24 protein-coding genes are annotated in these 25,554 nt (G+C 35.9%); 20 read left to right on the top strand and 4 right to left on the bottom strand.

Annotated elements, in window-relative coordinates; genetic code table 11:
* Positions 1–31 precede the first annotated feature (31 nt).
* Positions 32–478 (top strand): MarR family winged helix-turn-helix transcriptional regulator, encoded by a 447-nt coding sequence (locus ACIQX2_RS01690; RefSeq protein WP_402846291.1) that lies wholly within the window; start codon positions 32–34, stop codon positions 476–478.
* A 172-nt stretch (positions 479–650) separates the two neighbouring features.
* Here ACIQX2_RS01690 and ACIQX2_RS01685 read toward each other — a convergent pair whose 3' ends face one another.
* The 3 genes from ACIQX2_RS01685 to ACIQX2_RS01675 all read right to left on the bottom strand — a co-directional run bounded on the left by ACIQX2_RS01685 (position 651) and on the right by ACIQX2_RS01675 (position 2,212).
* Positions 651–1,304 (bottom strand): hypothetical protein, encoded by a 654-nt coding sequence (locus ACIQX2_RS01685; RefSeq protein WP_402846289.1) that lies wholly within the window; start codon positions 1,302–1,304, stop codon positions 651–653.
* Positions 1,305–1,349: 45 nt separating this feature from the next.
* Positions 1,350–1,961 carry a CPBP family intramembrane glutamic endopeptidase gene (locus ACIQX2_RS01680; RefSeq protein ID WP_402846287.1) on the bottom strand — a complete coding sequence of 204 codons (612 nt, stop codon included), beginning with the start codon at positions 1,959–1,961 and terminating at the stop codon, positions 1,350–1,352.
* A gap of 62 nt (positions 1,962–2,023) precedes the next feature.
* Positions 2,024–2,212, bottom strand: a complete 189-nt coding sequence (locus ACIQX2_RS01675; protein ID WP_090563100.1) for a YkvS family protein — start codon at positions 2,210–2,212, stop codon at positions 2,024–2,026.
* Positions 2,213–2,337: 125 nt separating this feature from the next.
* Here ACIQX2_RS01675 and ACIQX2_RS01670 point away from each other — a divergent pair, with 125 nt between their 5' ends.
* From ACIQX2_RS01670 to ACIQX2_RS01640, 7 genes are all read left to right on the top strand, one after another.
* Positions 2,338–2,529, top strand: a complete 192-nt coding sequence (locus ACIQX2_RS01670; protein WP_402846284.1) for an abortive phage infection protein — start codon at positions 2,338–2,340, stop codon at positions 2,527–2,529.
* 93 nt (positions 2,530–2,622) lie between these two features.
* Positions 2,623–2,796, top strand: a complete 174-nt coding sequence (locus tag ACIQX2_RS01665) for a Spo0E family sporulation regulatory protein-aspartic acid phosphatase (protein WP_402846282.1) — start codon at positions 2,623–2,625, stop codon at positions 2,794–2,796.
* 20 nt (positions 2,797–2,816) lie between these two features.
* Entirely contained in the window at positions 2,817–3,755 is a 939-nt protein-coding gene (locus ACIQX2_RS01660; RefSeq protein WP_402846280.1) for an AAA family ATPase, read from the top strand.
* Positions 3,752–4,912, top strand: a complete 1,161-nt coding sequence (locus ACIQX2_RS01655) for a DUF58 domain-containing protein (protein ID WP_402846278.1) — start codon at positions 3,752–3,754, stop codon at positions 4,910–4,912. Before ACIQX2_RS01660 ends, ACIQX2_RS01655 begins: the two co-directional genes overlap by 4 nt.
* Entirely contained in the window at positions 4,905–6,146 is a 1,242-nt protein-coding gene (locus ACIQX2_RS01650; protein ID WP_402846276.1) for a hypothetical protein, read from the top strand. Before ACIQX2_RS01655 ends, ACIQX2_RS01650 begins: the two co-directional genes overlap by 8 nt.
* 142 nt (positions 6,147–6,288) lie before the next feature.
* Positions 6,289–7,158, top strand: coding sequence for an NAD(P)-dependent oxidoreductase (locus ACIQX2_RS01645; protein WP_402846274.1), 870 nt, complete (start codon positions 6,289–6,291; stop codon positions 7,156–7,158).
* A 68-nt stretch (positions 7,159–7,226) separates the two neighbouring features.
* The gene (locus ACIQX2_RS01640; RefSeq protein WP_402846272.1) at positions 7,227–8,132 is read left to right on the top strand and encodes a chemotaxis protein; all 906 of its coding nucleotides are present in this window, start codon (positions 7,227–7,229) and stop codon (positions 8,130–8,132) included.
* Positions 8,133–8,339: 207 nt separating this feature from the next.
* Here the strand turns inward: ACIQX2_RS01640 and ACIQX2_RS01635 are convergent, their stop codons facing one another.
* Positions 8,340–8,804 carry a YkyB family protein gene (locus ACIQX2_RS01635; RefSeq protein WP_402846270.1) on the bottom strand — a complete coding sequence of 155 codons (465 nt, stop codon included), beginning with the start codon at positions 8,802–8,804 and terminating at the stop codon, positions 8,340–8,342.
* Between the two features lie 193 nt (positions 8,805–8,997).
* Between ACIQX2_RS01635 and ACIQX2_RS01630 the strand changes: the two genes are divergently transcribed.
* From ACIQX2_RS01630 to ACIQX2_RS01575, 12 genes are all read left to right on the top strand, one after another.
* Complete coding sequence (locus tag ACIQX2_RS01630; RefSeq protein WP_402846268.1) at positions 8,998–11,031, top strand: sensor domain-containing protein; 2,034 nt, start codon at positions 8,998–9,000, stop codon at positions 11,029–11,031.
* Between the two features lie 96 nt (positions 11,032–11,127).
* The gene (gene fadH, locus ACIQX2_RS01625; RefSeq protein WP_402846266.1) at positions 11,128–11,895 is read left to right on the top strand and encodes a 2,4-dienoyl-CoA reductase; all 768 of its coding nucleotides are present in this window, start codon (positions 11,128–11,130) and stop codon (positions 11,893–11,895) included.
* Positions 11,896–11,998: 103 nt separating this feature from the next.
* Positions 11,999–12,439, top strand: coding sequence for a cyclic-di-AMP-binding protein CbpB (gene cbpB / locus ACIQX2_RS01620; protein WP_093059774.1), 441 nt, complete (start codon positions 11,999–12,001; stop codon positions 12,437–12,439).
* Between the two features lie 293 nt (positions 12,440–12,732).
* Positions 12,733–13,608, top strand: coding sequence for a transcriptional regulator CcpC (locus tag ACIQX2_RS01615; RefSeq protein ID WP_402846263.1), 876 nt, complete (start codon positions 12,733–12,735; stop codon positions 13,606–13,608).
* A gap of 58 nt (positions 13,609–13,666) precedes the next feature.
* Entirely contained in the window at positions 13,667–16,069 is a 2,403-nt protein-coding gene (locus tag ACIQX2_RS01610; RefSeq protein WP_402846261.1) for a hypothetical protein, read from the top strand.
* The gene (locus ACIQX2_RS01605) at positions 16,069–16,998 is read left to right on the top strand and encodes an ABC transporter ATP-binding protein (protein WP_402846259.1); all 930 of its coding nucleotides are present in this window, start codon (positions 16,069–16,071) and stop codon (positions 16,996–16,998) included. Before ACIQX2_RS01610 ends, ACIQX2_RS01605 begins: the two co-directional genes overlap by 1 nt.
* 1 nt (position 16,999) lies before the next feature.
* Positions 17,000–17,842, top strand: coding sequence for an ABC transporter permease (locus ACIQX2_RS01600; protein WP_402846256.1), 843 nt, complete (start codon positions 17,000–17,002; stop codon positions 17,840–17,842).
* Between the two features lie 12 nt (positions 17,843–17,854).
* Positions 17,855–19,267, top strand: coding sequence for a hypothetical protein (locus ACIQX2_RS01595; RefSeq protein WP_402846254.1), 1,413 nt, complete (start codon positions 17,855–17,857; stop codon positions 19,265–19,267).
* Positions 19,268–19,278: 11 nt separating this feature from the next.
* Positions 19,279–20,271 (top strand): AAA family ATPase, encoded by a 993-nt coding sequence (locus ACIQX2_RS01590; RefSeq protein WP_402846252.1) that lies wholly within the window; start codon positions 19,279–19,281, stop codon positions 20,269–20,271.
* Positions 20,268–21,143, top strand: coding sequence for a DUF58 domain-containing protein (locus ACIQX2_RS01585; RefSeq protein WP_402846249.1), 876 nt, complete (start codon positions 20,268–20,270; stop codon positions 21,141–21,143). Before ACIQX2_RS01590 ends, ACIQX2_RS01585 begins: the two co-directional genes overlap by 4 nt.
* Positions 21,144–21,154: 11 nt before the next feature.
* Positions 21,155–22,912 carry a vWA domain-containing protein gene (locus tag ACIQX2_RS01580; RefSeq protein ID WP_402846247.1) on the top strand — a complete coding sequence of 586 codons (1,758 nt, stop codon included), beginning with the start codon at positions 21,155–21,157 and terminating at the stop codon, positions 22,910–22,912.
* Positions 22,896–25,493: a VWA domain-containing protein gene (locus ACIQX2_RS01575; protein ID WP_402846245.1), complete on the top strand. Its 2,598-nt coding sequence runs from the start codon at positions 22,896–22,898 to the stop codon at positions 25,491–25,493. Before ACIQX2_RS01580 ends, ACIQX2_RS01575 begins: the two co-directional genes overlap by 17 nt.
* Positions 25,494–25,554: the final 61 nt, after the last annotated feature.

Genomic DNA, 25,554 nt, shown 5'->3' with positions numbered 1-25,554 from the left:
ATGTATTTAATATAGGTGAGGATGAAGTAATATGACAGCAGAAAAAACTACCAGTGCTCTAAAACTATTCATAGTATTGTCACGTGCCCATAAAGTAATTCACGAGTGTACCAATCAGTTTTTTCAAGAAAACGGTTTAAATCCCACTGAATTTGCTGTAATGGAGCTTTTGTATCATAAAGGTAAACAGCCACTTCAGCAAATTGGTAATAAGATTTTATTAGCAAGCGGTTCTATCACATATGTTGTTGATAAATTAGAGGGACGAGGCTATGTTAATCGAGTGTCTAGTCCAACTGATAGACGTGTGACATATGCAGAAATATCTGCAGAAGGTTCAAAATTTATGGATGAGTTATTCCCGCGCCATGAAGAACAATTAGTCAGTCTGATGGATGCATTATCGGAAGATGAGAAGCAGGATGTAATTGAACTCATAAAAAAATTAGGTCTATCTATTAAAAACTTATCGTATTAAAAAGAAACTTCGAGCCTGTAACAGGATCGAAGGTTTTTTTATAAGAAAGAATAAATAATACTACTGATTTCCTTAATATTCCTAGCCTTTTTTTGCCCGGATTTAAATTTAAGTTCACGAAAAAAGAGAGCGGTAGTTAGTGTATTGCTCACTATCTCACGCTCTTAAACTATTATTTAGTTTTAATTGTTTCTGCCATTTGTACAAATGTTTCAAGGGCAGGTGACTCAACTGTGTCAAATATTGTTAGTTTAACAATAAGTCCTTCTCGTTCAAATACATAACCTGAAACTTTACCTTCAGGGGTATCAATTTGATGTGCAGAAGTATTTTTTATATCTTCATTTGTTGGAATAAGATTTTCGTCTTGAATTTCTGTAACAGTAGAAGATTCATTGGAAGCTTGTAAAGTTGTAACTAAATTTTCTTGAATTCCCTCGATAGTTGCTTGATCTGCTGAGAAAGTTTCAATACGCATGGACTGTAAATCGTTGTTTTGATTGAACAATAGGTCTTTATTAGGTTCTTCTCCAGTTAGCTCATAACCTTCGACCACTGTGATGGAATAGTTTTGACTATCACTTTCCGTAGTAGTTCCTTCTAATACTACTTCCGGAGACTCAGCAGATTGTGCTGAATCAGTGTCTGTAGCGGTTTCAGTCTCAGTTTCTGTATTCTCCGTTACCTCAGGAGTTGTTTGTTCCGTATTTTCAGTTACTGTTTCTCCAGTCTTATCTTGTTCTTCTGTTGTTGTGCTTGTTCCGCAGGCCGCGAGTATAACTGTTAGTAAGAGGATTGTCAGCATTGAATAAATTTTTTTCATCATAATTCAGCTCCTTTTGTATTTGGACGATAAAGGTCTTCATATGTTTCAATGGAAAGGCAAAATTAAAAACAATAGCACTAGCAATGTAATATGTGCGAGAACAATAGCAGTGATACTTCTTTTCCACTCGTATAGTATACCAAAGATAATACCAACGAAAAATCCTCCTAATATACCTATCCAAAAACCAGTGAAAATGAACGACAAACCAAATAGCAAAGAACTTAAAATAACAGCATACTTTGGCTGCATAAATTTTTTCAATTGCTCTTGGATTAATCCTCTCCAAAAAAGCTCTTCCCCAGGAGCAATGATGAATATTAATAATAGAAAATGCCAAATGGTTGTTGGTCCAAAATGGCTTAAAAAATTATGAATACTGCTTGTCCAATATGCTGGTCCCATTTCTAATAAGAGATAAGCACCTAGCATGCCAGCGTAAGAAAGCACGCCGAACATAATCCCAAGAAAAATTAAGCGAATAGAATTGTTGTCTTCTTCGATTTTGGAATAATAGAAAAAAGCTGCCATAAGGAAAAATACGGAGAAAGTATAAAAGTACCAAAAAACTTTTTCATTTGAAAAAGCAATCCAGGATAGACAATAGGCCAGAATTAATGAAATTACTAGTTGATATATTGGAGATTGACGAAACATAATACACATCCTTCTAATATTTAAAAAAACCGTCCATCTAATCGAGAGGAACGGCATGACGTTTAATCTTCATTACTATATAATATTTTATAACGCTTGTGATTAATAACTGTTTTCTCTTCGGTCTCCAGTTCATTAAAGTTTTCCATATAAGTTAAATTAACTATTACCGAATTTTCATTTACTTTCTCTACAATACCTTGAAGACCATCTTTAAATTCTATGATATTCCCAACTTCAGCTATTTTCATAGAGTGTTCCATCCCCTTAAGAACATAATATAATACAGTTTGCCTTAAAATTACTCATACGTAAAGTATTTTAACTAAACTTCTTAAAAAAATATTGAAAATAATAGATGAAAGGATTTGAACAAATGCAAGAATCATATGAAGTAAAACTTAATATGCTACAAAGTGGAGAAATTAACGAAATAGTAATTGAAAAAAATGATTTTATCGCTTTAAGAGAAGTTTTAGTACAACGTGAGGATTTTAAACATTTTTCTGGTAATGCAAAACAAGGAGGACAGGTAGTATATACATATTTAGAGGTTCCTAGGAGTTAAAGATGTCATAAATTGTCGCACACTTATTGGTTTAGTCTCTGTCTTCAACAGGTATACTGAAAAGAATATACATGTTAAAAGGAGCGATTCAATATGTCAGAGAAAAGTTTAAAAAGATTAGAGTGTACTAGGGAAAAAATGTACAGATCAGCCTTAGAAAAAGGTGTTTTAAACACTGATACGATTAAATTGAGTGAAGAGTTAGATCAGTTATTAAATGAATTTCAATATATTAATACGGATGAAGAGAAAACTAAAATAGAGTGATAACAAGGGGAGAGAATTAATTGAGTAGTATATCATTATTACAAAGGGAACTGAATAAAGCCATTGTTGGAAGAGAAAAAGAAATTAACTTTATGCTAATGGGGTTGTTAGTAGAAGGTCATGTCCTATTAGAGAGTGTACCCGGCTCGGGGAAAACGATGATGGCTAAGGCTTTTGCAGAAGCTATTCATGGTGAATTTAAACGTTTACAATTTACACCAGACGTATTGCCTTCAGATGTTACGGGTATTAGCTATTTTCATCCACAAAAACAAGAATTCGTTCTTCGCGTAGGACCAGTAATGAGTAATATATTACTTGCAGATGAGATCAATCGTGCCACTCCACGAACCCAGTCTAGTTTGTTGGAAGCAATGGAAGAAAAACAGGTTTCCATTGACGGGGAAACGATTCCTCTTTTAAAGCCATTCATGGTAATTGCTACACAAAATCCAGTAGAATCGCAACAGGGGACTTTTCCTTTGCCAGCCGCACAATTAGATCGTTTTTTATTTAAGTTGACGATAGATTATCCTTCGCAGGAACAGGAAAAAAGTATTCTGCAGCAATTTGGTCGCACACCAGGAAAAGTAAATATCGAAAAAGTTGTTACATTGAATCAAATCCAGGAGTGGTCAGAACAAGTAAAAGAAGTAACTGTCCATGAGGATATCATGACATATATCATTCAAATTGTGCACTATACAAGAAATCATCCATACATAGAACTAGGATTAAGTAGCCGAGCATCTTTAGCAGTCTTACAAGCCGCAAAGGCATATGCATTTATTAATAATAGAGGATTTGTGACGCCAGATGATGTGAAAAATGTTATTGAACCAGTATGTCTTCACCGGATGAAGTTATCCTCACAAGGTATGCTTATACATGATTTAACCGAAATTCTCAAAACAATAGTAGAAGAGGTAGAAGCACCTGTTGAGGCTAATATACGATGAATTGGAATCGTCATGGTTCAGGCATGAGGAATACGAAGATGTACATAGATTTCCTCGTATTTGCTGTTATTCTAAGTTTTCTCTTCAAGCAGTTTACCTTTGTTGCAGTTATTTCATTTTTATTGTTAGTCGCGCTAGTACAAATAATTTATTATCGCCAAGTAGGAAAAAAATTTGAATTTGTCAATGATAAAAAAAGAGTACGATTAATGACAAATATAACTTCAGATTTTACATTTACTTTTCATAATAAAGGGTTACCGATTTGGAACGCAATTTTAACCATTACATTTCAAACAACTATTAAGCCAGATGGAATACCTAATACATTAATAGGTGACTTTCACGAAGTTAAAATACCTTTTTCGATTGGATATAGAAAAAGTGTCTCCTTAAAGGTACCTATTCAAGGAGTGAGCAGAGGTCTTGCGAGGATAAAACAACTGGAAGTCCAAATACCTCATCCTTTAACCGATGGATCTATCATATTGGAATATAAACCTTATATATTACTAGATGCCATTGTTTTCCCTAATATATATGATATTAAAGAAAGTTTTGTGCCATCTAAACTAAAGCAAGGAGATTTGGCATTAAATTCCTCTTTGTTTGATGATCCTTTCTTCCCAGTAGGTACACGGGAATATGCGCCAGGGGATCAGTTTCATCATATACATTGGAAGGCGACTGCAAAGACTGGGCAGTTGCAGACGAAGGTTTTTACACGTGTAGCTAATGTGTCGGTTTTATTTATTGTCCATGTTGGAGAAAAGTACAGTGTTCTGTCTGATTTTGAACAGAAGTTAGAGTGGCTTGCTTCATACATAGATGCTTGCTATAAGGAAGATATCCCTTTTTCGTTTGCTATTAATGTTCGAGCTCCCGGAAAGGTGCCGTTTGTGTATCTACCTTTAGGTAGTGGGGATTCCCATCGTATAAAGGCAATGGAAATACTATCGATTCTATCGATTGCTAATAGTATTATTCCTTTTGATAAATTACTAGCATATATAAATATACATGAGGAGCTACCAGTTGCAACGTATGTGATGTCGCCATATACAGAAAAGCATAGCCCTTTACTCCATAATTGGGAGCAACGAACAAATGTTATATATAAATCGCCTGCGAAGATAGGGGGCATCTCACGTGGATAATATGATTAACCCTATAAAAGTTCAGGCACAGTCAATGGGGAAATACATTAAAGATGTATGGATCATTGCACTACTTTTAGTTATAGTCCAGCATGAAACGACTTTTACATTACCTTTTTTATGGATCATCCTTCAAATTATTATCGCTATTCTCGTTCAAATAATATTTAGTAGAACTGGTCCAAATCCCATTATTCCATTTATAATTCCTACCATTGTTCTCTTAATATTATTTTTGTTTCATTCTCCTTTTTGGTTATTTTTAGTTGGCAGTGGGATTTCGATATGGCGTGTACAAGTAAGATTTCTTAAAGAGCAGGATGATCAAACGTATGAAAGTGACTATTTTATTTACTACTTTTTAGTATTTTTAGCCGTTCATTTTATTGGCTTTATTCTGAAGTTGGACGATTATTCAACCACTTCATATAGCGTAGTTATTTCGGGGATAGTAATATTTGTTGCAATGCGTTTGTATGCTGTTTGGATCAGTACGAACAAACAAAATTCAGCATCTCTTACTTATGTGGTAGGGGGATTTATCCTAGGTTTGTTATGTATAGCGGGTTTATCGACAGGCTTATATTTTGTCATTCCATTTATAAGAAAAGTGCTTGATATTCTATTAGAGAAGGTTGTTAGTATTGCTATTATTCCATTCCTACCGTTATTAGAATATCTAGAAAAGCTATTAAGTAAGTTAGAAATTAAAACACCGGAAGAAACCGAACGTATCCAGTCAGAAGAGCAAACGGAATTGGAACCACCTGAATCGTTCGAGGGATTTATTGGAGATGGCTTTTTGTTTGAAATAATTCTCTTTGCAATATCTGCTATAGTCATAATATTATTTGTTCGATTTTTATTGAAAAATAAATCAGATACAATAACGACAAAGCCCAGTGTTATTCATTATTTAAACAAAGAACTAGAGGATCAGGAGGAAAAGCAACTGAATGGTCAGCTATCACTTTATAAAGTAAATACCTCTCTGTTAAGAGAAAAATATAAAGAATTTGAAGTAGAGGCTTCCTTCTATGGTTTTCACAGAACAAAGAGTGAAACTGTACGCGAGTGGTTTCTAAGGATGAAATGGCCAGTGAAGAATGAGTTCTTTCAAATTTATGAAGAATTAAGATATGGCGATGTAACTATATCTTCAGAGAAAGCCGAATTATTCCTCTCAAATCTAGAAGAAATAAAAATAACATTTTTTTTCGAAAAAGATGTTTAAAAAATATAGAACGGGGCATATTAATAAAGAACACAGCAACATTCTCATTTCCCCCTTTTTTAAGGATCATCCAAAAGTTATATGGATGGTCCTCTTTTTTTGGTACACTAAATGTATTAACAATATAAATGGGGGATTAGCTATGTTAAAACAAATGAAGGTTGGATTTATCGGCACCGGTGTAATGGGCAAAAGCTTGGTGAAACATTTATTAAATGCAAATCATGATGTAACTGTTTATACCAGAACCAAGGAAAAGGCGGCTGATCTAGTAAAAGAAGGCGCAAAAATGGCGTCATCTCCTAGCGAGGTTGCCCAAAAAGTGGAAGTTCTATTTACAATGGTAGGTTACCCTTATGACGTGGAAGAAGTATATTTTGGAGAAAGAGGCATTTTTCAAGTAAACAATCCAAATCTAATGGTTATAGATATGACAACATCCACTCCTACTTTAGCAAAAAAAATAGCTGACAAAGCGAATGAGAAAGAGATGCTCTCGTTGGATGCACCTGTTTCTGGAGGAGATATTGGTGCACAGCAAGGGAAGCTTTCAATTATGTGTGGAGGAGAGAAGTCGACTTTTGACCAAGCCCTACCTATCTTAAATCTATTTGGAGAAACTATTTTATACCAAGGACCAGCTGGAGCAGGTCAGCATACGAAAATGTGTAATCAAATAACTATTGCTTCAGGCATGATAGGCGTTTGTGAAGCATTAGCGTATGGAAAGAAGGCTGGATTAGATTTAGATCAGGTATTGCGTTCGATATCAACGGGAGCAGCGGGTTCGTGGTCTCTTAGTAATTTAGCACCAAGAATAATTGCGGGTGATTATGAGCCAGGCTTTTATATTAAACATTTTGTGAAGGACATGAAAATAGCATTGGAAGAGGCAGAAAAGATGAATCTGCAATTACCTGGTTTAACTCTAGCAAAATCTTTGTATGATGATTTAGTTAATGAAGGTTATGCTGAAAATGGTACACAAGCCTTAGTTAATCTCTATATATAATGTAGTAACTTTTTACTAGTACATGTTATACTAGTGGTATTACAAACTATAAAGGCAGGAGATTCATCATGAACGATCATAAAGGAATATTACTTGAAAGTGGCACAAACGAATTAGAAATTGTGGAATTTCAAGTTGGACAAAATAAGTTTGGTATAAATGTAATCAAAGTAAAAGAAATAATTCAGCCGATCCCAATTACTTTTATTCCACATGCGCATCCACATGTCGAAGGGATTGTTCAACTTCGTGGTGAGGTCTTGCCTGTAGTAAGCATGAATAGAGTTTTAGGAATACCGGTACAAAACAAAAGTGACCAAGAAAAGTTTATCGTAGCAGAATTCAACAAACAGCGTGTTATATTCCATGTGGATAATGTCACGCAGATTCATCGTATATCATGGGATCAAATTGAAAAACCATCCGAGATTTACCAAGGAAGCTCTTCACATGTTATTGGAGTTATTAAAAGACAAGATCAAATGATTCTATTAATAGATTTTGAGAAAATCATAGTCGATATTAATCCTGAATCAGGTATTAGTGTAGAATCTGTGAAAAAGCTTGGTAAACGAGAGCGTTCAGACAAAAAAATTGTGATTGCTGAAGACTCACCTTTACTCCGTAAACTGCTACATGATACGCTGATCGAAGCGGGTTATGCTAACTTAGAATTTTTTGAGAACGGCTTAGATGCGTTGACCTATTTAGAGCAACTAACAACAGTAACGAGTGACATTTCAGAGCATGTGCAAATTGTTGTAACAGACATTGAAATGCCTCAAATGGATGGTCATGCACTAACCAAAAGGATAAAAGAGCATAATCATTTATCAAAGCTTCCTGTTCTTATATTCTCTAGTTTAATAACAGATGATCTTCGTCATAAAGGCGACCAAGTTGGTGCAGAAGATCAAATTAGTAAACCAGAAATAGCTGAACTAGTCTTAAAAATAGATAAGTTTATTTTATAGGCTTTGTTAGCGTCCGCCGTAGCGGAAAAGGACAGTAGTAGAAACCTAAAAGAAAGCCCCGAAAATTTTACGAAAAGTAAAGTTTTCGGGGCTTATCATTTTTAAAGAAAGGTTTGTCCCAGCCTCTTTCTTTAAAAAATTCAGTTTTAATATAGAGATAGAACTATCTAATAAATCGTAAAGACTACATAATAAATTCATAAATGCTTACCTATCTAAATAGGATTTCATTGTGCGTTTGGTTCGATTCTCTCGCATGTAGGGCTTAGTACAAACAACAGGTTTGGTTGAGGACTTTTTCGCAATAAGTTGAGGACCAATATATTCGGTAAGTAACTGCTTAGCCATCTTTAAATTCATTTTTCGAATTGGGTTTCGATAAGAATCATCTAGATGTCCAAGATGTGGGAGGTTCTTAAAATCTTCTTTTACCGGAATCATATGAAAATAGTAGTCGGCATACTGGATTAAGACTGAGGACTGTTGTTGGCTATTCTTCGGATTTCTAACGAAATGAAGTCCTACCTTCTTTGCCTTGTTTTCTGCTAAAAGCTTATTGATTGTTAACTTTTTCAATTCATAAAGTAGTTTGTTATCAATTGCGGTTTTCGCATGACGGTTTACTGTGTAGATTGCTGTTGCAATGTTTTTTTCGTCTAATATTAAGGACATATAATCCTCCCTTCGAAAGCTGCTCCATTATTATATCATACCAATTCCCCAATAAATTGTGTACACAAATCAAAAAATATTATAAATAAATTTATTTAAATAACAATTCTAAAGAAATTAGTGAATAAGACGATATAATGAAGTAAAGTTATTCATATTACAAGTACTTTTGACGTGATCATTGGAGGACTATATGCATAAATCATCAAAAACAAAATTAGCTATCAGTGATTATTTAATAAATCTCGTTAAGGAAAATCCATTCATCCCAGTACTTGTACTCAAGCAAGATGAACAAAATAGATTTTCTATTATTTATGTTAATGATGCTACTACTTCCATTTTACACCCATTTGAACAAAATGTACTAGAAGAGTTGTCGAACCAACTACAAAAACTACTTTTTGGCAATAGAAAGCATGAGTTTCATCAAAACATTCCTTTTACTATTCAAAAACAATTATATATATATCACGTATCTATTAGTTTGTTAGAAGATGGCATAGAAAGAGTTTATGGTGTGACATTGTACAATAACACGAAATCTGAGCTTGAAAAAAGTAGGTTAAAAGAATATAAAGATAAATACCTTTCCCTGTTTAATAATAATTTGGATCCTATTATATCAGTTTGTGAGGACGGAAATATTCTGGACATGAACGGAATAACGTCAAAAATTTTGGGATATGATCCAAAAACCTTAGTTGGCCTATCAATTGAACACCTCATTGAAGAAAATTCAATGAGGAACTTCCAATTGATGATGAAGCAAACATTAACGGGCTATGCTACGGAAATGCAAAATTGCTTAATACAGCACGTTAAAGGGCATTTTTTGCCTATGTATATAAAAGCAATACCACAAGAAACAAACAATACAGTTAGTGGGCTCCATTTGGTTCTGCGTGATATAGCTGGGGAGTCAGAAGATCAAGAACAATTGTATTACCTTGCATATCATGATCAATTGACTGGTTTATGGAATAGACGTGCCTTGAAGGAGCACCTACGGGATGCCCTAGCCAATGCACCATTTGATTCAGAAATATCGGTAATACGAATTGATTTAGATCGATTTAAAATGATAAATGAATCACTTGGCTATAGTTATGGAGATGAGCTCCTGAAAAAAATTACAGATAGACTTAGTTTATACATAGATAAGACAAGTAATTTATATCGTCAAAGTGGTGACGAATTTGTTTTTATCGTTATTAATAAATCTAGAGATGAAACTAGTAGTTTTGCTAATAGAATTTTAATAGAACTTTCTAAGCCATTATACTTAGATCATCAGGAATATTTCGTAACTGCTTCTGTTGGCATTTCCATGTACCCTTTCGATGGAAAAAAGATGGATGAGCTACTAATAAAAGCGGACCAAGCTCTATATGTGGCGAAGGATAGAGGGAGGGCTCATTATCGTTTTTATCAAGAACAAATGAATTTAGCCTTTCCTAATGATGCCTTAATGGAATCGCATTTGCGAAGAGCGATTGAAAAAGAAGAGTTTTCTATTCATTATCAGCCACAGGTAAATCTTGTAACAGGTGAAATTAATTCATTTGAAGCATTACTTCGGTGGAATAATAGGAAATTTGGATATGTATCCCCTTTGAATTTTATACCGCTTGCAGAAGAGTCTGGGATGATTATGCAAATTGGAGAGTGGGTACTCGAAGAGGTTTGTAAACAACTGAAGTATTGGCAAGAAAAAGGATATCGACCAGTTAGAATTGCAGTGAATATATCGCCAAAACAATTTATACAAGATAATTTTGCTATGAAGATAAACGAAAAAATTCAAAAGTATGATATTTGTCCAAGTTCGTTGGAAGTGGAAATTACGGAAAGTGCAATGACGGATATGCAAGATACTTTTACAACTCTAAAAGAACTGAAAGAAATAGGCGTTGTTATTTCGATTGATGATTTCGGAACTGGTTATTCTTCCTTAAGTTATTTAAAGAAATATCCAATCGATATTATTAAAATAGATCAATCGTTTATAAAAGATATGGAATTAGATGAGAAAAATGCAGCTATTGCTACAACGATTATCCAACTTGCCCATAGTTTAGGTATGGAAGTTATTGCTGAGGGTGTGGAAAAGGATAAACAAGTAGAAATACTTAAATCTGCTAATTGTCAAAAAGCGCAAGGGTATTTGTTCAGTAAACCTGTTTCAATCGAGTATATAAACAAATCATATATGCAGTATGTTTAGCCGAAAATTCTTTTTAAGGAGTTTTCGGTTTTTTTTTGAATTAAATATGATAAAATATTGAGTGAATGTTCATTCAATTAAAAGGGGTGTTTTATGATGTTGAAACAAAAAACAATTATCATTACAGGTGGATCAAGCGGAATGGGAAAATACATGGCTATGAAGTTTGTATCAGAAGGTGCAAATGTAGTTATAACTGGACGTGATTTAGAAAAGCTAGAGAGCGCTAAAAAAGAAATTCAAGCATATGGTAATACTATATCGTCCTTTCAAATGGACGTTCGTAACCCAGAACATGTAGAGGCAATGATTCAGTTTGCGGACAAAACATACGGTCATGTTGATGGTTTAGTTAATAATGCAGCGGGTAATTTTATAGTAGAAGCAGAAAAACTTTCTCCAAATGGATGGAAGGCAGTTATAGATATAGTCTTAAATGGTTCTTTTTATTGTTCAAGTGCTATTGGAAACTATTGGATTAGCAAAGGAAGTAAGGGGTCTATTATAAATATGCTTGCGACTTATGCATGGGGAGCAGGCGCTGGAGTGGTTCATTCAGCTGCAGCAAAAGCAGGTGTTATGTCATTAACGAGAACATTAGCAGTAGAGTGGGGGACTAAATATGGAATTCGTGTAAACGGAATTGCACCTGGACCTATCGAACGCACTGGAGGAGCAGAAAAGCTATGGGAATCAGAGGAAGCAGCTAAGCGTACGCTTCTATCAGTTCCACTTGGACGCCTTGGAAAACCAGAAGAAATTGCAGAACTCGCAGCATTTATATTGTCCGACAAAGCATCTTATATGAATGGTGAAATTGTTACTCTAGATGGGGGACAGTGGTTAAATCCAAATCCATTTTAATATAAAAGAAAGCGATTTCATGGTTTTTTTATTCCTTTAATATGCTATGATAGCTACATAGGGTGTTTTCTTATGATGAAAGCAAACAAAGGAGTAGGATGCAATGATAACCGTGAGCAGCAAAGATTTTTTAGAAATTCCGATTTTGGAGTATATAATATCTGCAGAAAAGGTTGCACATGTACAACTTGGAAATAATGCGGAACATGCTTTACTTGTACTCACCAAAACAGGCTATTCTTCGATACCAGTATTGGATGTAAAATATAGATTACAGGGTTTAATAAGTTCACAGCAAATTACAGACGAAATTTTAGGATTAGAACATATTGAATATGAACGTTTACCAGAGTTAAAAGTAGACGATATTATGAAAACAGACATAGCTGTCATTCATGTGGATGAAAAGTTTCGAAAAGGATTAGATTTATTAGTAAATAATCCGTATGTTTGTGTAGTAGACGATGAGCGTACTTTTTTAGGGATTTTAACAAGAAGAGTTATTTTGAAACAAATGAAAAAGTACCTTTATCAAGCACAATAAGATACTAGATATTTTTTAAGTATGGAAGGCCAATCTTAGTTGGCCTTCTTTTTTTAAGGCAAGTATATAAAGTATCCGTGAAGTTGTTCCCATTGATTGGAGCGGGTGGCGGCGAATCCAGTGGAACAGCATGAGCGAGTGACTACAGGCTCGAGCCGTGCCCACGGAAAGCGTCCTCCTAAAGCGGAAATTGCGTTTCTTGGATATTACTTTAAAGAACCAGCGTCTTTTTCCGGTTTTACTTATTTGCTCATAAAGCATAGAAATAATTCAATTTGAAAAGAGGGAAGACAGTGGTAACAGATTTTCTAATTATCCGAACATTAGCAGAAGAACAAAACATGCGAAAAGCAGCAGAGAGACTATTTTTATCTCAACCAGCTTTATCTCTAAGACTTCAAACAATTGAAAAAGAATGGAATGCGAAGCTTTTTTTAAGATCACAAAAGGGCTTAACTGCAACTCCAGAAGGAGAGCTAGTTATTGAGTTTGCCAACCAAATTCTTCAGCAAAGGGAGGAAGTATACGAAACGATTCAATCGTTAACATCTAAAGTACACGGGACCTTGAAAATTGCATGTGCTTCAATCGTTGGTCAAAACTGGTTACCGATGGTATTGAAGGACTTCGTGCAAACTTACCCAGAAGCAAAAATTTCTTTGTTGACAGGATGGAGCTCAGAAATTGTTAAATCGATTTATGATGGAGAAGCTCAAATTGGCATAGTGCGTGGTCAATCTGATTGGAAAGGAAATAAGATTCATTTATTTAGAGATACTTTATATTTGGTGGACAAGGAGATGACTTCCATTGATGAAGTGTTAACGACGGAAAAGCCTTTTATCCAATTCAAAAGTGATTCTAACTACTATCAGGAAATTCAACAATGGTGGCAAAAACATTTTGCAATTAATCCTAAAAGACAAATTATTGTTGATCAAATTGAAACATGCAAGCAAATGGCGTTAAATGGAATTGGTTATGCTATTTTACCTTCTATTACTTTAACAGGTCATGAAGAGGTAAATAAAATTCCGCTGACAAATAATGAAGAACAATTTGAATTAACTAGAGATACGTGGCTTATCGGTTATGATGCGGCATTTGAATTACCCCAGGTAGATGCGTTTGTCGAAATTGTAAAAAAACATGCAAATAACTTTCAATGAAAGGAACCTAACTACACCATTAACGTACTAATACATATATAGACAAGGGGGGAAAAAGATGCATATTAAAAAGTTTGTGATGGTTATTTCGGCATTTATGCTTTATTTTATATTTTCGCCATCATTAGAAGCTTTAGCAGCGCCTGAACTAAATGTAAAAGTGACAACTGGGTTTAATGGAAAAGCAAAATATGGTGAAGGATTGCCCATAACTCTTACAGTTGAAAACAAAGGAGATGCATTTTCCGGTGACATCGTTCTTGATCTAGCGGAGTCTTATAACATTGGGAATGCACAGTCTTTCCCTTTTGAGATTGGCGCAGGCGAAACAAAGACTGTTCAAATTGCAGCAAGTGGATTAGCAGAAGACTATATGTATCAAGGAACTAATGTTCAATTGATCCATTTTTTTGAGGGAGGTTGGGAAAAAGGTAAATCCATTGAGTTCAAAGGAAACAAAACTTTTAGAACAAGCTTTCAAGATCCCGCAACCATTTACTATTTAACATTAACAGAGAGTGCGGATCGTCTAAAGGTCCTCAATCAACTAAAACAACCAAATCAAGTAAACGATGAAATTATACATGTAGCTCAGCAGAGCAACTTTGCATTACCAAATGAGGCGGTTGCTTGGGAAATGGCAGATTACATTATTATAGATGAGTTTGTGATTGCTGATTTAACTGAGCAGCAACAGCAAGCACTTATCGATTATGTTACTTTTGGTGGAATAATTGTAGTTGGTGCCTCTGATAATGTAATAGCAGAGCTTGGAAAACTAGGGGATTATTTACCATTAAATTTACATACAACCACACAAAGCATAACCGCTCAGCAAGTAAGTGCATTAACTGCGAACAACTTATTGACGAATAATTTAAAAGTATATGATGCAAATTTGACTGAAGGATCGTCACCATTACTTCAACTGGATGGGACAATATTAGCAGGTAAGAAGCAAGTAGGTAGCGGGACGATCATACAAACTACTTTTTCACTAGGAGATGCACCTTTGGCAGCTGATCCTGTTTATAGTGATTTAATTTCCACTATATTGCAGTCAGTACAAGTGAAAAATACACAAAGTATGTATGGATATAATACGAAAGACGAGCTTGTATATAATTTAGGGGGAACGAATTCGTTATTCAGTTCCTTTAAAGTATCTACACCTCTCATGATTGGAATCGTCGTTGTTTATATGATCATAATAGTTCCATTGTTATATATTATTTTGAAAAGAAAAGATAAGCGCGAGTATGCCTGGGGTATCATTCCTCTCACCGCGATAATTGCTTCACTAGCGATTTTTGGCTACGGTGCAAAGGATCGAATAGCAAGACCTCAAGTTCAGCAATCCTCCTTCCTTCAAGTAAATGATGATAAGAGCCTGCATGGATATTATGCTGAATCGATATTAAGTAATAAAGGTGGGGATTTCACTTTTGAAGCTCCAATTTCTACTACGATGGTTGCCCAAAGAGTTACAAACTCATTAACAGGTCAGACTGCCAATGTGCATGAAGATGCCATTATGGAAAAACATGCAACAAATAGTGAACTGATATTCCGAGATGTTGGTTATTGGTCTGTATCTACCTTTTTTGGAGAGACACAAGTGCAGGACGTAGGTAATTTTGAAGTAGATTTAAAAGTTGATTCTAGTAAAATACTGGGGACAATTCAAAATAATTTTTCATTCGGATTAAAAGATGTATCCATCTGGTCAGGCAGCAAATTATATAAATTAGGTGATTTAGCAGCTGGAGAAAAGGTAGATGTGGATAAAGAACTTGGTACAGTTATGTTAATGCCAATTTCAAATCCGTATGTTAATACAAATTACGGACCATTCGGTAATAACTCGCTCGATTTATTGACCCAACGAAAACAAGCTCTATATTCATCCAGTCATATATTTAATAATACTAAATCGGCTCCAGCTATTACGGGATTTGCAGAGGATAATATCCTTCCAATTGAATTGAAGGATAAAAAAAGTGAGCTTTCTGCGTTGCATTTAGTCATTCAGCCTTTTAAGGCTACTACTATTTTTTCGGGTGAGTTTACGCTTCCTGCTAATATGTTTACAGTCAATGTAAATACCGAACAGTATGGTAAGTATATGGAACCGGTTCAAAATAGTTACCTTGAGTGGTATTTAGATGATGGAGAATATAATGTGTATTGGGCAGTGCCAGAAACACTTCCATTAGACAAGGTTAATTGGACACAGCTACAAATTGCAAATACTGATCGTAACTCCCATACAATCGAAATTTGGAACTTAAAAACAGAATCTTTTGAAGAAATTACGGATAGCAGGTTTACGTTAAAAGAAAATATTGATGCGTATATCGACAAAAAAGGGATAATTCAATACAAATTAATTAAAAAATCAGTCCATGGAGATCCATATACACGACTTCCAGAAGTGCGTATGAAAGGGGAGGTGAAGTAATGATAGAAATTAAAGGGTTAAGTAAAAAGTATGGAGCATTTTATGCATTAAACGATTTAAATCTAACACTAAAAGAGGGTACCGTATTTGGTTTTGTTGGAGCGAACGGTGCAGGGAAGTCGACTACTTTCTCAATTTTGGCTACATTACTCCAGCCAACCTCAGGAGATGCCTTTGTAAATGGAAAAAGTGTAAGAACAGATGCAAGTGAGGTTCGCAAACAAATCGGTTACATGCCTGACTTTTTTGGAGTATATGACCAATTAAAAGCAAATGAGTATTTAGATTTTTACGGAGCTAGTTATGGAATTTCTGAAGCAGATAGAAAGATATTAATCCCACAGCTGCTAGAGCTAGTGAACTTGACACATAAGCGTTATGAATATGTCGATTTACTTTCTCGCGGGATGAAACAGCGTTTATGTTTAGCTCGATCTTTAATACATGATCCAAAGGTACTTATTTTAGATGAACCAGCTTCAGGACTTGATCCGCGAGCACGTGTAGAGATGAGGGATATTCTAAAACAGCTAAAAGGGATGGGGAAAACAATCCTCATTTCCTCTCATATATTACCAGAGCTAGCTGAGATGTGTGATGAAATAGGTGTTATTGATGGGGGTAGACTTATCGCTCATGGCTCTGTTTCAGAGATACAGTCGCAGCTTGCAGGAGAAAGACATATTACGGTGAAGGTGAAGGGACTACTAGAAAATGTTGCAACATTTTTTGAAGAAGACCCATTCGTATCCTCCATAGAAATGCATCTAGAGAAAAATGCAGTTACTTTCAATTATCGAGGAACCGAGGACGATCAAATTAATTTGCTGAAAAAGGCGATGGATCATTCGATAAAGGTTATTTCCTTCTCCGAGACAGAAACAGATTTAGAGGATGTCTTTATGGAAATAACGAAAGGAGCGAAATAATATGAAGCAGGTGTTTTCTAACCCTGTATTGGTAAAAGAAATAAAGTTGCGCTTTCGTTCTCCAAAAAGTTTTATAGGAATTCTGTTCTATTTAATCGCAATGTGTATTTTTGTTTTTGGATTTATATTACTAACAACACAGTTTTCAGGAACTGGATATTTCCGTCCAGAGGAAAGTTTTTTTATGTTCACGATGCTTACTTATATACAATTAGGATTAATACTTTTCATCACTCCAGGCTTAACTGCCGGTGCTATTAGTACCGAACGAGAAAAACAAACATTGAATATATTATTAACGACAGCACAGACTTCATTTCAAATAATATTTGGCAAATTAACTTCATCGATTGCCTTTTTACTATTGTTATTAATCGCTGGATTGCCGATTTATAGCATGGTTTTCTTATTTGGTGGGGTATCACCCAGTCAATTAGGGGTTATTTTCCTATTTTTCTTTTTAACGATGCTTGCCATTGGAAGTATTGGAATTATGTATTCGACCATCATTCGTAAAACGATTGTCTCAATGATAGCAACATATGGGACAATGATTTTTTTAAGTGCGGTGACTGGATTTATTTACTTAGTTATTACAGGGGTGAATACTATGGGAGCTGGTTCTATATCATCCTCACCGATAGGTCATTTCTTTGCAAGTATTAACCCAGTAGTGTTAGTACTAACGCTTGTATCGCCAGGGTCAGATACTTTTATAACAGATACAACTAAGGTCGATTTCCCCATTTGGGCGGGCTATGCAATCTTTTATATTTGTATTACAGCATTTGCTATTTTTATATCGGTGAAAAAATTGAGAGTAAACATGAACCGAACCAAATGAGGAGGACAATAGATGAATAGACCCAAAAAGTTAATCCGGTACGTTCATAGGGCTAAAAATGGTCTTGCAGTGGAGCATTATTTTAGAATGCTCCAAGCTGCTTTATTTTATAGTTTCAGTGCCACAGCGATTATTCTTTTAGTATCTCGGTTGTTTGTCTTTCCTTATTACTTAAGAACTTCCATTCTAGTTGGAGGTTCTGTTTTTATAGGTACGTTTTTGTACGCTTTTTGGAAAAGACCTTCAAATAACGAGGCAGTTCAGAAGCTGGATACGTTTTATTTGGATAATTTATTGGTAAGTGCTTTAGCTTTCATAGGGGAAAAATCCTTGCTTGCACAAGGATTAATAGATAAAGCGGAAAAAAATAGTGAAATTGCATTCCAGTTATTTAGCAAGCGTGAAAAAAAGTATGTTCAACCTAAGTGGATTTTAGGATTTGTTTTGGCACTTGCGGCAGTTCTTTGTTTGTATATATTCCCAGCAGCTACACAATTAGAGGCGAAGGATTTAGAACAAGAGCAGGAGATTATAAAGGAACTAAAGAAAAAAGTGAGTAAGCTTGAAAAGGGAGAGTTATCAGAGCCCGTAAAAAAAGAATTAAATGATCTTAAAGAAAAGTTAAAAGATGTAGATACAGCAGAAGAAGCTTTGCGTGAAGTAGTAAAAAAGCAAAAAGAGTTAGCACTTAAGGAACAGAAACTAGAACAAAAAAAAGAGGTAGCTGGACAAAATGGTTCAACTGATTCTGGTTTAACGGCTGAAGAGCAAACAGAGCTAGCAGGTTTGAAGGATATTAATAACTCCCTCGCAAAAAGTGCATCTAAATCACAAACTACTTTAAGTAAGATGGGTAAATCATTACCGTTCAATTCAAATAGTATTGCCCAAGGAAATAACAGCTCACAAACTCCTAACAACCCTAAAGGTCAGCAGGGACAAAATCAACCTACTCAAGGACAGGGTCAAGGAAAGGGTCAAGGACAGGGTCAAGGAAAGGGTCAAGGACAGGGTCAAGGACAAGGCCAAGGCCAGGGACAGGGTCAAGGTCAAGGCCAAGGTCAGGGCCAAGGTCAAGGACAGGGTCAGGGTCAGGGGCAAGGCCAAGGTCAGGGCCAAGGTCAAGGGCAAGGTCAAGGTCAAGGTGCAGGGTTAGGTTCAGGAGGTAGAGATTTACTTTCCATTCCATCAAGAATTGGAGGGAAAGGAGATACTTCAGTAAATTCAGGTGAACTTGGAGAGGGAGATTCCGCGAGTGAGCAACCAGCAAATACTCCAATAACTCGAGGTACCGCAAGACCATATGAAGAGGTAGTTAACGAATATTCCGAATCCTATATAAAAAGCTCAGAACGAATGCAATTACCGTCAGATTTACAAAGAATTGTCCAAGACTACTTTTCATCAGTTGAAAATAGAGAATAGCGGAGGGAATCATGACTTTTACAACAGAAGACTATATGAATATGAGTAAGCGTTTAGATGATGTTCGGACAGAAATAGGACAATTTATCGTTGGTCAAAAGGAGGCAGTTGAGTTTTCCATCTATTGTGTATTAGCAGATGGGCATGCCCTTCTAGAGGGATTACCTGGTTTAGGTAAAACGATGCTTATACGAACAGTTTCAGAGGTATTAGATTTGTCCTTTTCACGTATTCAGTTCACCCCAGATTTAATGCCTTCAGATATTACTGGAACTAGTATGATTGAACGATTAGAAAATGGAAAACAACAATTTACCTTTCAAAAGGGGCCAATTTTTAGCCAGATGGTGTTAGCGGATGAGATAAATCGAGCAACACCGAAGACACAAAGTGCACTTCTAGAAGCGATGGGTGAAAAAACAGTCACCGTACTCGGTGAGACCAAACAAATGGATCGACCATTCTTTGTACTTGCTACGCAAAATCCAATTGAAATGGAAGGTACCTATCCGTTACCAGAAGCTCAGATGGATCGTTTCTTATGCAAAATACTAGTATCATATCCATCTAAAGCCGAGTTAATGGAAATAACTAAACGTACGACAGGTGGACAAACCATACAGTTAAAGAAAATAATGAATGCAGAAGAAATAGTGCATGCTCAGCAGATGGTGAAGGAAGTACTTATTGCAGACGATATGCTCGAATACGCAGTAGACATTATTGCGGCGACACATCCAGAAAAGGCAAGTATCCCTGAGATTGCACAGTATGTTCAATACGGAAGTGGTCCGCGTGGTTTGCAAAGCTTGATCAAGCTTGCCAAAGCAAGAGCTTTAGTTGCTGGACGTTACCATGTATCGATAGCAGATATAAAAACAGTTGCAAAACCTGTATTACGCCATCGATTATTACTTAACTATGAAGGAGAAGCAGAGGGAAAAACAGCAGATGAACTGATCAATCTTATCCTACAATCAGTTAAGCAAGGACAAGCGGTATGAGTATCGAACATTTAGTTCCAAAGGATTGGGCAGCCAAACTAACTAGACTATCCATAACCACCAAATCGAAACTAAGAGGTCAACATAAAGGTTCACATCGCTCTCAGCGTTTTGGGGCTTCTTTAGATTTTTCGGACTTTCGCGAATACTCTCCTGGTGACGATGTACGGCAAATAGATTGGAATGTATTTGCTCGTACAGATAAATATTTTATCAAACGTTTTTTAGACGAACAGGAAATGCGAGTTCATATATTACTTGATACAACTAAGTCAATGAGCGATCCTGTAAAATGGACCTTTGCAAAGCAATTAGCAGCTTCCTTAGGTATTCTTGTGCTACAAAGAGATGATCGACTATCATTTTCAGCAGTTAATGAGGAAAAAAAGCCTCCTTTTAGAAGAAAGGGAGCAACTTATCGCAAAGCATTCATCCAAACTATTTCTGACATACCCGAACCGACAATGAGTTCCTCTTTTACGGATCATGCACTTCCTTTTCTACCGAAAGATAGTACAGTCTTATTTGTTATAACAGATTGTTTAGAAAGTATCGAATCATGGCAAAGATTTCTTCAAAAGCTACCGAAATTCGCTGGAGACATTCGAATTTTACATGTTATTACTAGCGAAGAAATAGATCCTTCCTATGGTGGAGACGTTCAGTTGGAGGATGTCGAAACTAGCGAACAAGTAAATGTATCAATATCTAATAGAGTGCTAGAAGCATATCATCAGGAAAGAAAAACACATCAACAGCAAATAGAACTATTATGTCATAAGTTTGGCATTAAAATGCTACAAGTAAATGCAGAAGAGGGTATTTCGCATACAATGTTTCATCAATTATTACGAGCAAATTGGGTTCAATGAGGTGAAAAAGTTTGGGTATTAATCAGTTATCATATGCTTGGACAGCCATTTTTCCAATTGCTGTGCTTCTATATTATTTTTTTCGAAAAAAATATGTGAAAAAATCTGTTTCCTCTACATTGTTTTGGCGAGAGGCGATGAAAGAAACGAAAGCGTCCCCATATTTGCAACATTTACAGCGGAATGCTTTGTTTTATTTACAAATGATTGCCATGCTATTGCTTGTTTTAACTTTACTCCAACCTTATTGGAAAACGAAAGCCATTGTTGGAGAACAGATTGTATTTATCGTTGATACTTCTGCAACGATGAATGTGCATACGAATAATTCTACTCCTCTTTTTGAAGAGCATAAGGAAAAAATGCTTCAGCTAGTTGAGCAGTTATCAGGGAAGCCACTTACTTTAATCACAACTGGAAATGAACCAGCAGTTCTTTTACGCCAAGAATTGAATACAGAGCAAATGATAAAAGAAATTAATAAACTAGAGATCAGCTATGAGGCAGAAAATATGTCTAAATCATTGGATTTTGCGCAATCTTTTTTTCAAAATAAAGCCACTTCGGTTTACGTTTTTACCGATAAATTAGATAGGCAAAATCTTCCTTTACAATATGAAAATGTGAGCTGGAATATCGAAGCTTTAGAAGTAAACAGTACGAATGTTTCTATTAAACGTTTCGGTGCAACAGAAACTGTAAATGGAATCTCTACGTTAATTCAACTTGAAAATCAGTCAGATAAAGAGACCAAAACTGAGCTGACGATATCAAATGAAGAGAAAAAATTAGTTTCGGAGATTGTTAAACTACCGCCAAAAGAAACGATTACGTTATCATTTGATGAACTTGTAAATTCAAATTATTTGAGGGCATATATAGACATTCAAGATTCTTACCTATTAGATAATGAGACTATTGTCTTCATGCAGGAACAATTGTCTAATGTTTTCATCGATAGCTCTATTCATTCGCTCGTTCGAACTGCCTTTCAATCATTAGATATTAATGTAAGCAGTGTACCTTCAGAACAAGTGGGTCTTATAAAAGAAGAAGGGATTATTGTCACCAATCAATTTGAAATAGAGGATGATAGTGAGAGGCCAACCTTATATATTGGAAGAAATGATACATCTCCTAAGGAAGTAAATGGAATAGTGCATATAATGGAATCTCCGTTATTTGCTTTTGCTGATTTATCCGATATATATGTGAGTTCAGTTTATCCACCTATAGACGACTATACTACGATTGCTACTGTTGGAGAGGATCCATTCATTCAAATCTCACCATCAGGCGATATTCTAATACTTTCAGATATTCAAATGACGGATTGGCCATTGAGTCCTACGTTTCCACTATTTATGTGGAGTGTTAAAGAGTATCTTTCGGCAGGAAGTGATTACATTGGGGCATTCACACCCAATGAGCGAAAGGCTCTATCCCTTGGTGCTACGGAAGAGTGGGAAATTTATACGATGAATGATGAGTATGAATATACGATTGAAAATGGTGGGAAATTCTTTGCACCAAGTAAACCTGGTCTATATGTACTGCGTTCAAACGATGTAGAGAAGAACCTTTCTGTAGTATTGTCTCAAGAAGAAAAAGTAATTGATAAAGGCAAGTCTTATAAAGTGTCTGGACAGCAAATGGATTCAAAGGATGAACATCAATTTCACTCTTTTGTGCCTTATTTATTAATCTTACTAGTACTTTTGTTTGTTATAGAGTGGGAGGTGCAAAGACGACGTGGATTTACGAGTTGACCAACCACTATGGCTATTGCTATTAATTCCTATTAGTATTTATTTTATTTGGGCATGGAGTAAAGATAAGAAGTCCTTAAAAACAGAAGCGAAAATAGTATTTTATATACGAATTATTGCTATTCTATGCTTAATATTAGGGATTACAAATCCTTATTTATTATTACCAATTAAGGAAGAACAGGTAGTATTTTTGGTAGACAGATCTGCTTCTTTACAAGGAACTGATCAGCAAATAACGGAGTGGATAGACGAGAGCTTGCATTCTAAAAAAGCTTCCCATCTGGTAGGAGTTTATACTTTTGCTGAGGATTTTCAAACAGAAGTTGCGTTGACTGATGGAGAAGTGAATTTACCCATTTTTACTCCTATGATAGAGCCTAGTAATACAGATTTAGCAAAAGCCTTACAGCTTTCAACTGGCATTATAGAGCCTAACAAGGCAACAAGAATAGTCCTCTTTACGGATGGACTAGAAACGACAGGGTCTGTAAGTGATGAAATAGTGAAAATAGCTGGCGGGAATGTCACGATAGATGTTGTTCCAATGGCAAGATTGTCTTCGGAAGATGTTGCAATAACTTCCTTTGAGACTCCACCTGTGGCTTTTGAAGGGGAGCAGCAACAACTTAATGTCACAATAGAAGCGACAATTGCTACAGAGGCAGAATTACTTCTATATCAAAATGATCAGCTAATTACACGAGAACAAATTAATCTAGAACCAGGCACCAATACGTATACATTTAGAAATGCATCGAAGGGAGAAGGATTACTTAAATATGAAGCTCAAGTAGTTCTGGCAGAGGATGGACTAATTGAAAATAACAAGCTGACAAGTGTCACAAATGTAGAGAGACCTCCGAGACTTTTAATTGTTACCCATGATGGTAATTCTTCTAATATTGCGGCTGTGATTGATCAACAGGCTATAGAAGCAGATGTCATTGATGCAAGTGTGCTACCTTTTGATTTATCGAATTATTTAACATACGACGCAATGATATTTGATAATGTCCCAGGTCATGTTGTAGGTGAACAAAAGATGACAGTCATTGAACAGGCAGTGAAGAACTTTGGTGTCGGCTTTATGATGGTTGGTGGGAACAATAGCTTTGGTTTAGGAGGCTATTTTAAGAGTCCCATTGAGCGATTATTACCTGTTGAGATGGAGATAAAAGGAAAACAGCAACTGCCATCTCTAGGATTAGTCATTGTAATGGACCGGTCAGGAAGTATGAGTGGAACAAAATTGGAATATGCGAAGGAAGCTGCTGCGCGTTCTGTGGAAATGCTTCGAGAAGGAGACACACTTGGGTTTATCGCATTTGATGATCGACCTTGGGAAATTATAGAGGCTGCTCCATTAAATGATCAAGAAACCGCTGTCGAAAGTATACTATCGGTAGGGTCTGGCGGAGGAACAGAAATATATACAAGCTTAGCTCTAGCATATGAAAAATTATCACCTCTCAAACTACAACGCAAGCATATTATATTATTGACGGATGGTCAGTCAGGTACGAGCAATGACTATCAAACGCTGTTAGAGGATGGAAAGAATAATTTAATAACTGTTTCCACTGTTGCAGTTGGTCAAGATGCAGATAGATCATTATTAGAAAGTTTAGCAGAAATGGGAGGGGGCACGTTTTACGATGTCCAAGATGAATCTACTATACCTGCAATAATGTCCACCGAGACTGCAATGATTTCAAGAACATATATCGAGGATAATCCATTCTATCCAACAATTTATGGTGATGCAGCGTGGACGAGCTTATTTGCAGAAGGTGTACCGCAAATGAATGCTTATATTGCAACTACACCGAAACAAACAGCATCCGTTATCGCAGAAAGTGAAAAAGAGGATCCTGTATTAGCAGAATGGATGTACGGTCTCGGTCGCACGATTGCATTTACATCAGATTCAACGGGTGAATGGAGCGGAGATTTTGCAAGATGGGGTAATTGGGATGATTTTTGGAATACGGCCGTATCAAGATTACTACCGGCCTATAGTGAGGTACCATTCTCAATTCAAAAGTCATCAGATGAATCATTCACGGTAACAGATCCAACAGGTACATCCTCCTTTTTAGAAATAGCAGCTGTTAACGAACGAGGAGATGAGCTTTCGGTTACATCTGAAGCACTTGCGCCTGGTAAAGCAAGAGTAACAGTTGACAGTGACCCTGGGCTTGTGTTTTTCCGTATTTCAAATGAAAAGGATGCACTATACCAAGCCGGTATTTCCATTCCTTATAGCGAGGAATACAAAATACAAAAGCCGAATACAGCAATTTTGGAGATGATTTCAGCAAAAACAGATGGTAAGCTACTGACGGAACCTTCTGAGGCTTTCCGGGAAATGGAGCTCTCGAGCTCGGAGAAACAATCTATCCAACAATTACTTTTAATGGTTGCCATTCTTTTATTTTTCATTGATATAACGATCAGACGATTCGGATTCCATCTATTACTTGCACCATTCAAAAGAACACGTAAAAAAATGAAATCAGAAAATTCTACTTCTGCTACGAATTTAGGGAAATTAGTAAGAGAAAAGAAAAAACGATAAGTAATATAAAAATAACCGTTAATGAGCCATTGCTCACTAACGGTTATTTTTTCTGACCTTA

Source organism: Psychrobacillus sp. NPDC096623 (assembly GCF_044762655.1).
Lineage (GTDB): Bacteria > Bacillota > Bacilli > Bacillales_A > Planococcaceae > Psychrobacillus.
Note: the sequence above shows the minus strand (reverse complement) of the source record. Positions and strands in the feature narration are given on the sequence as shown.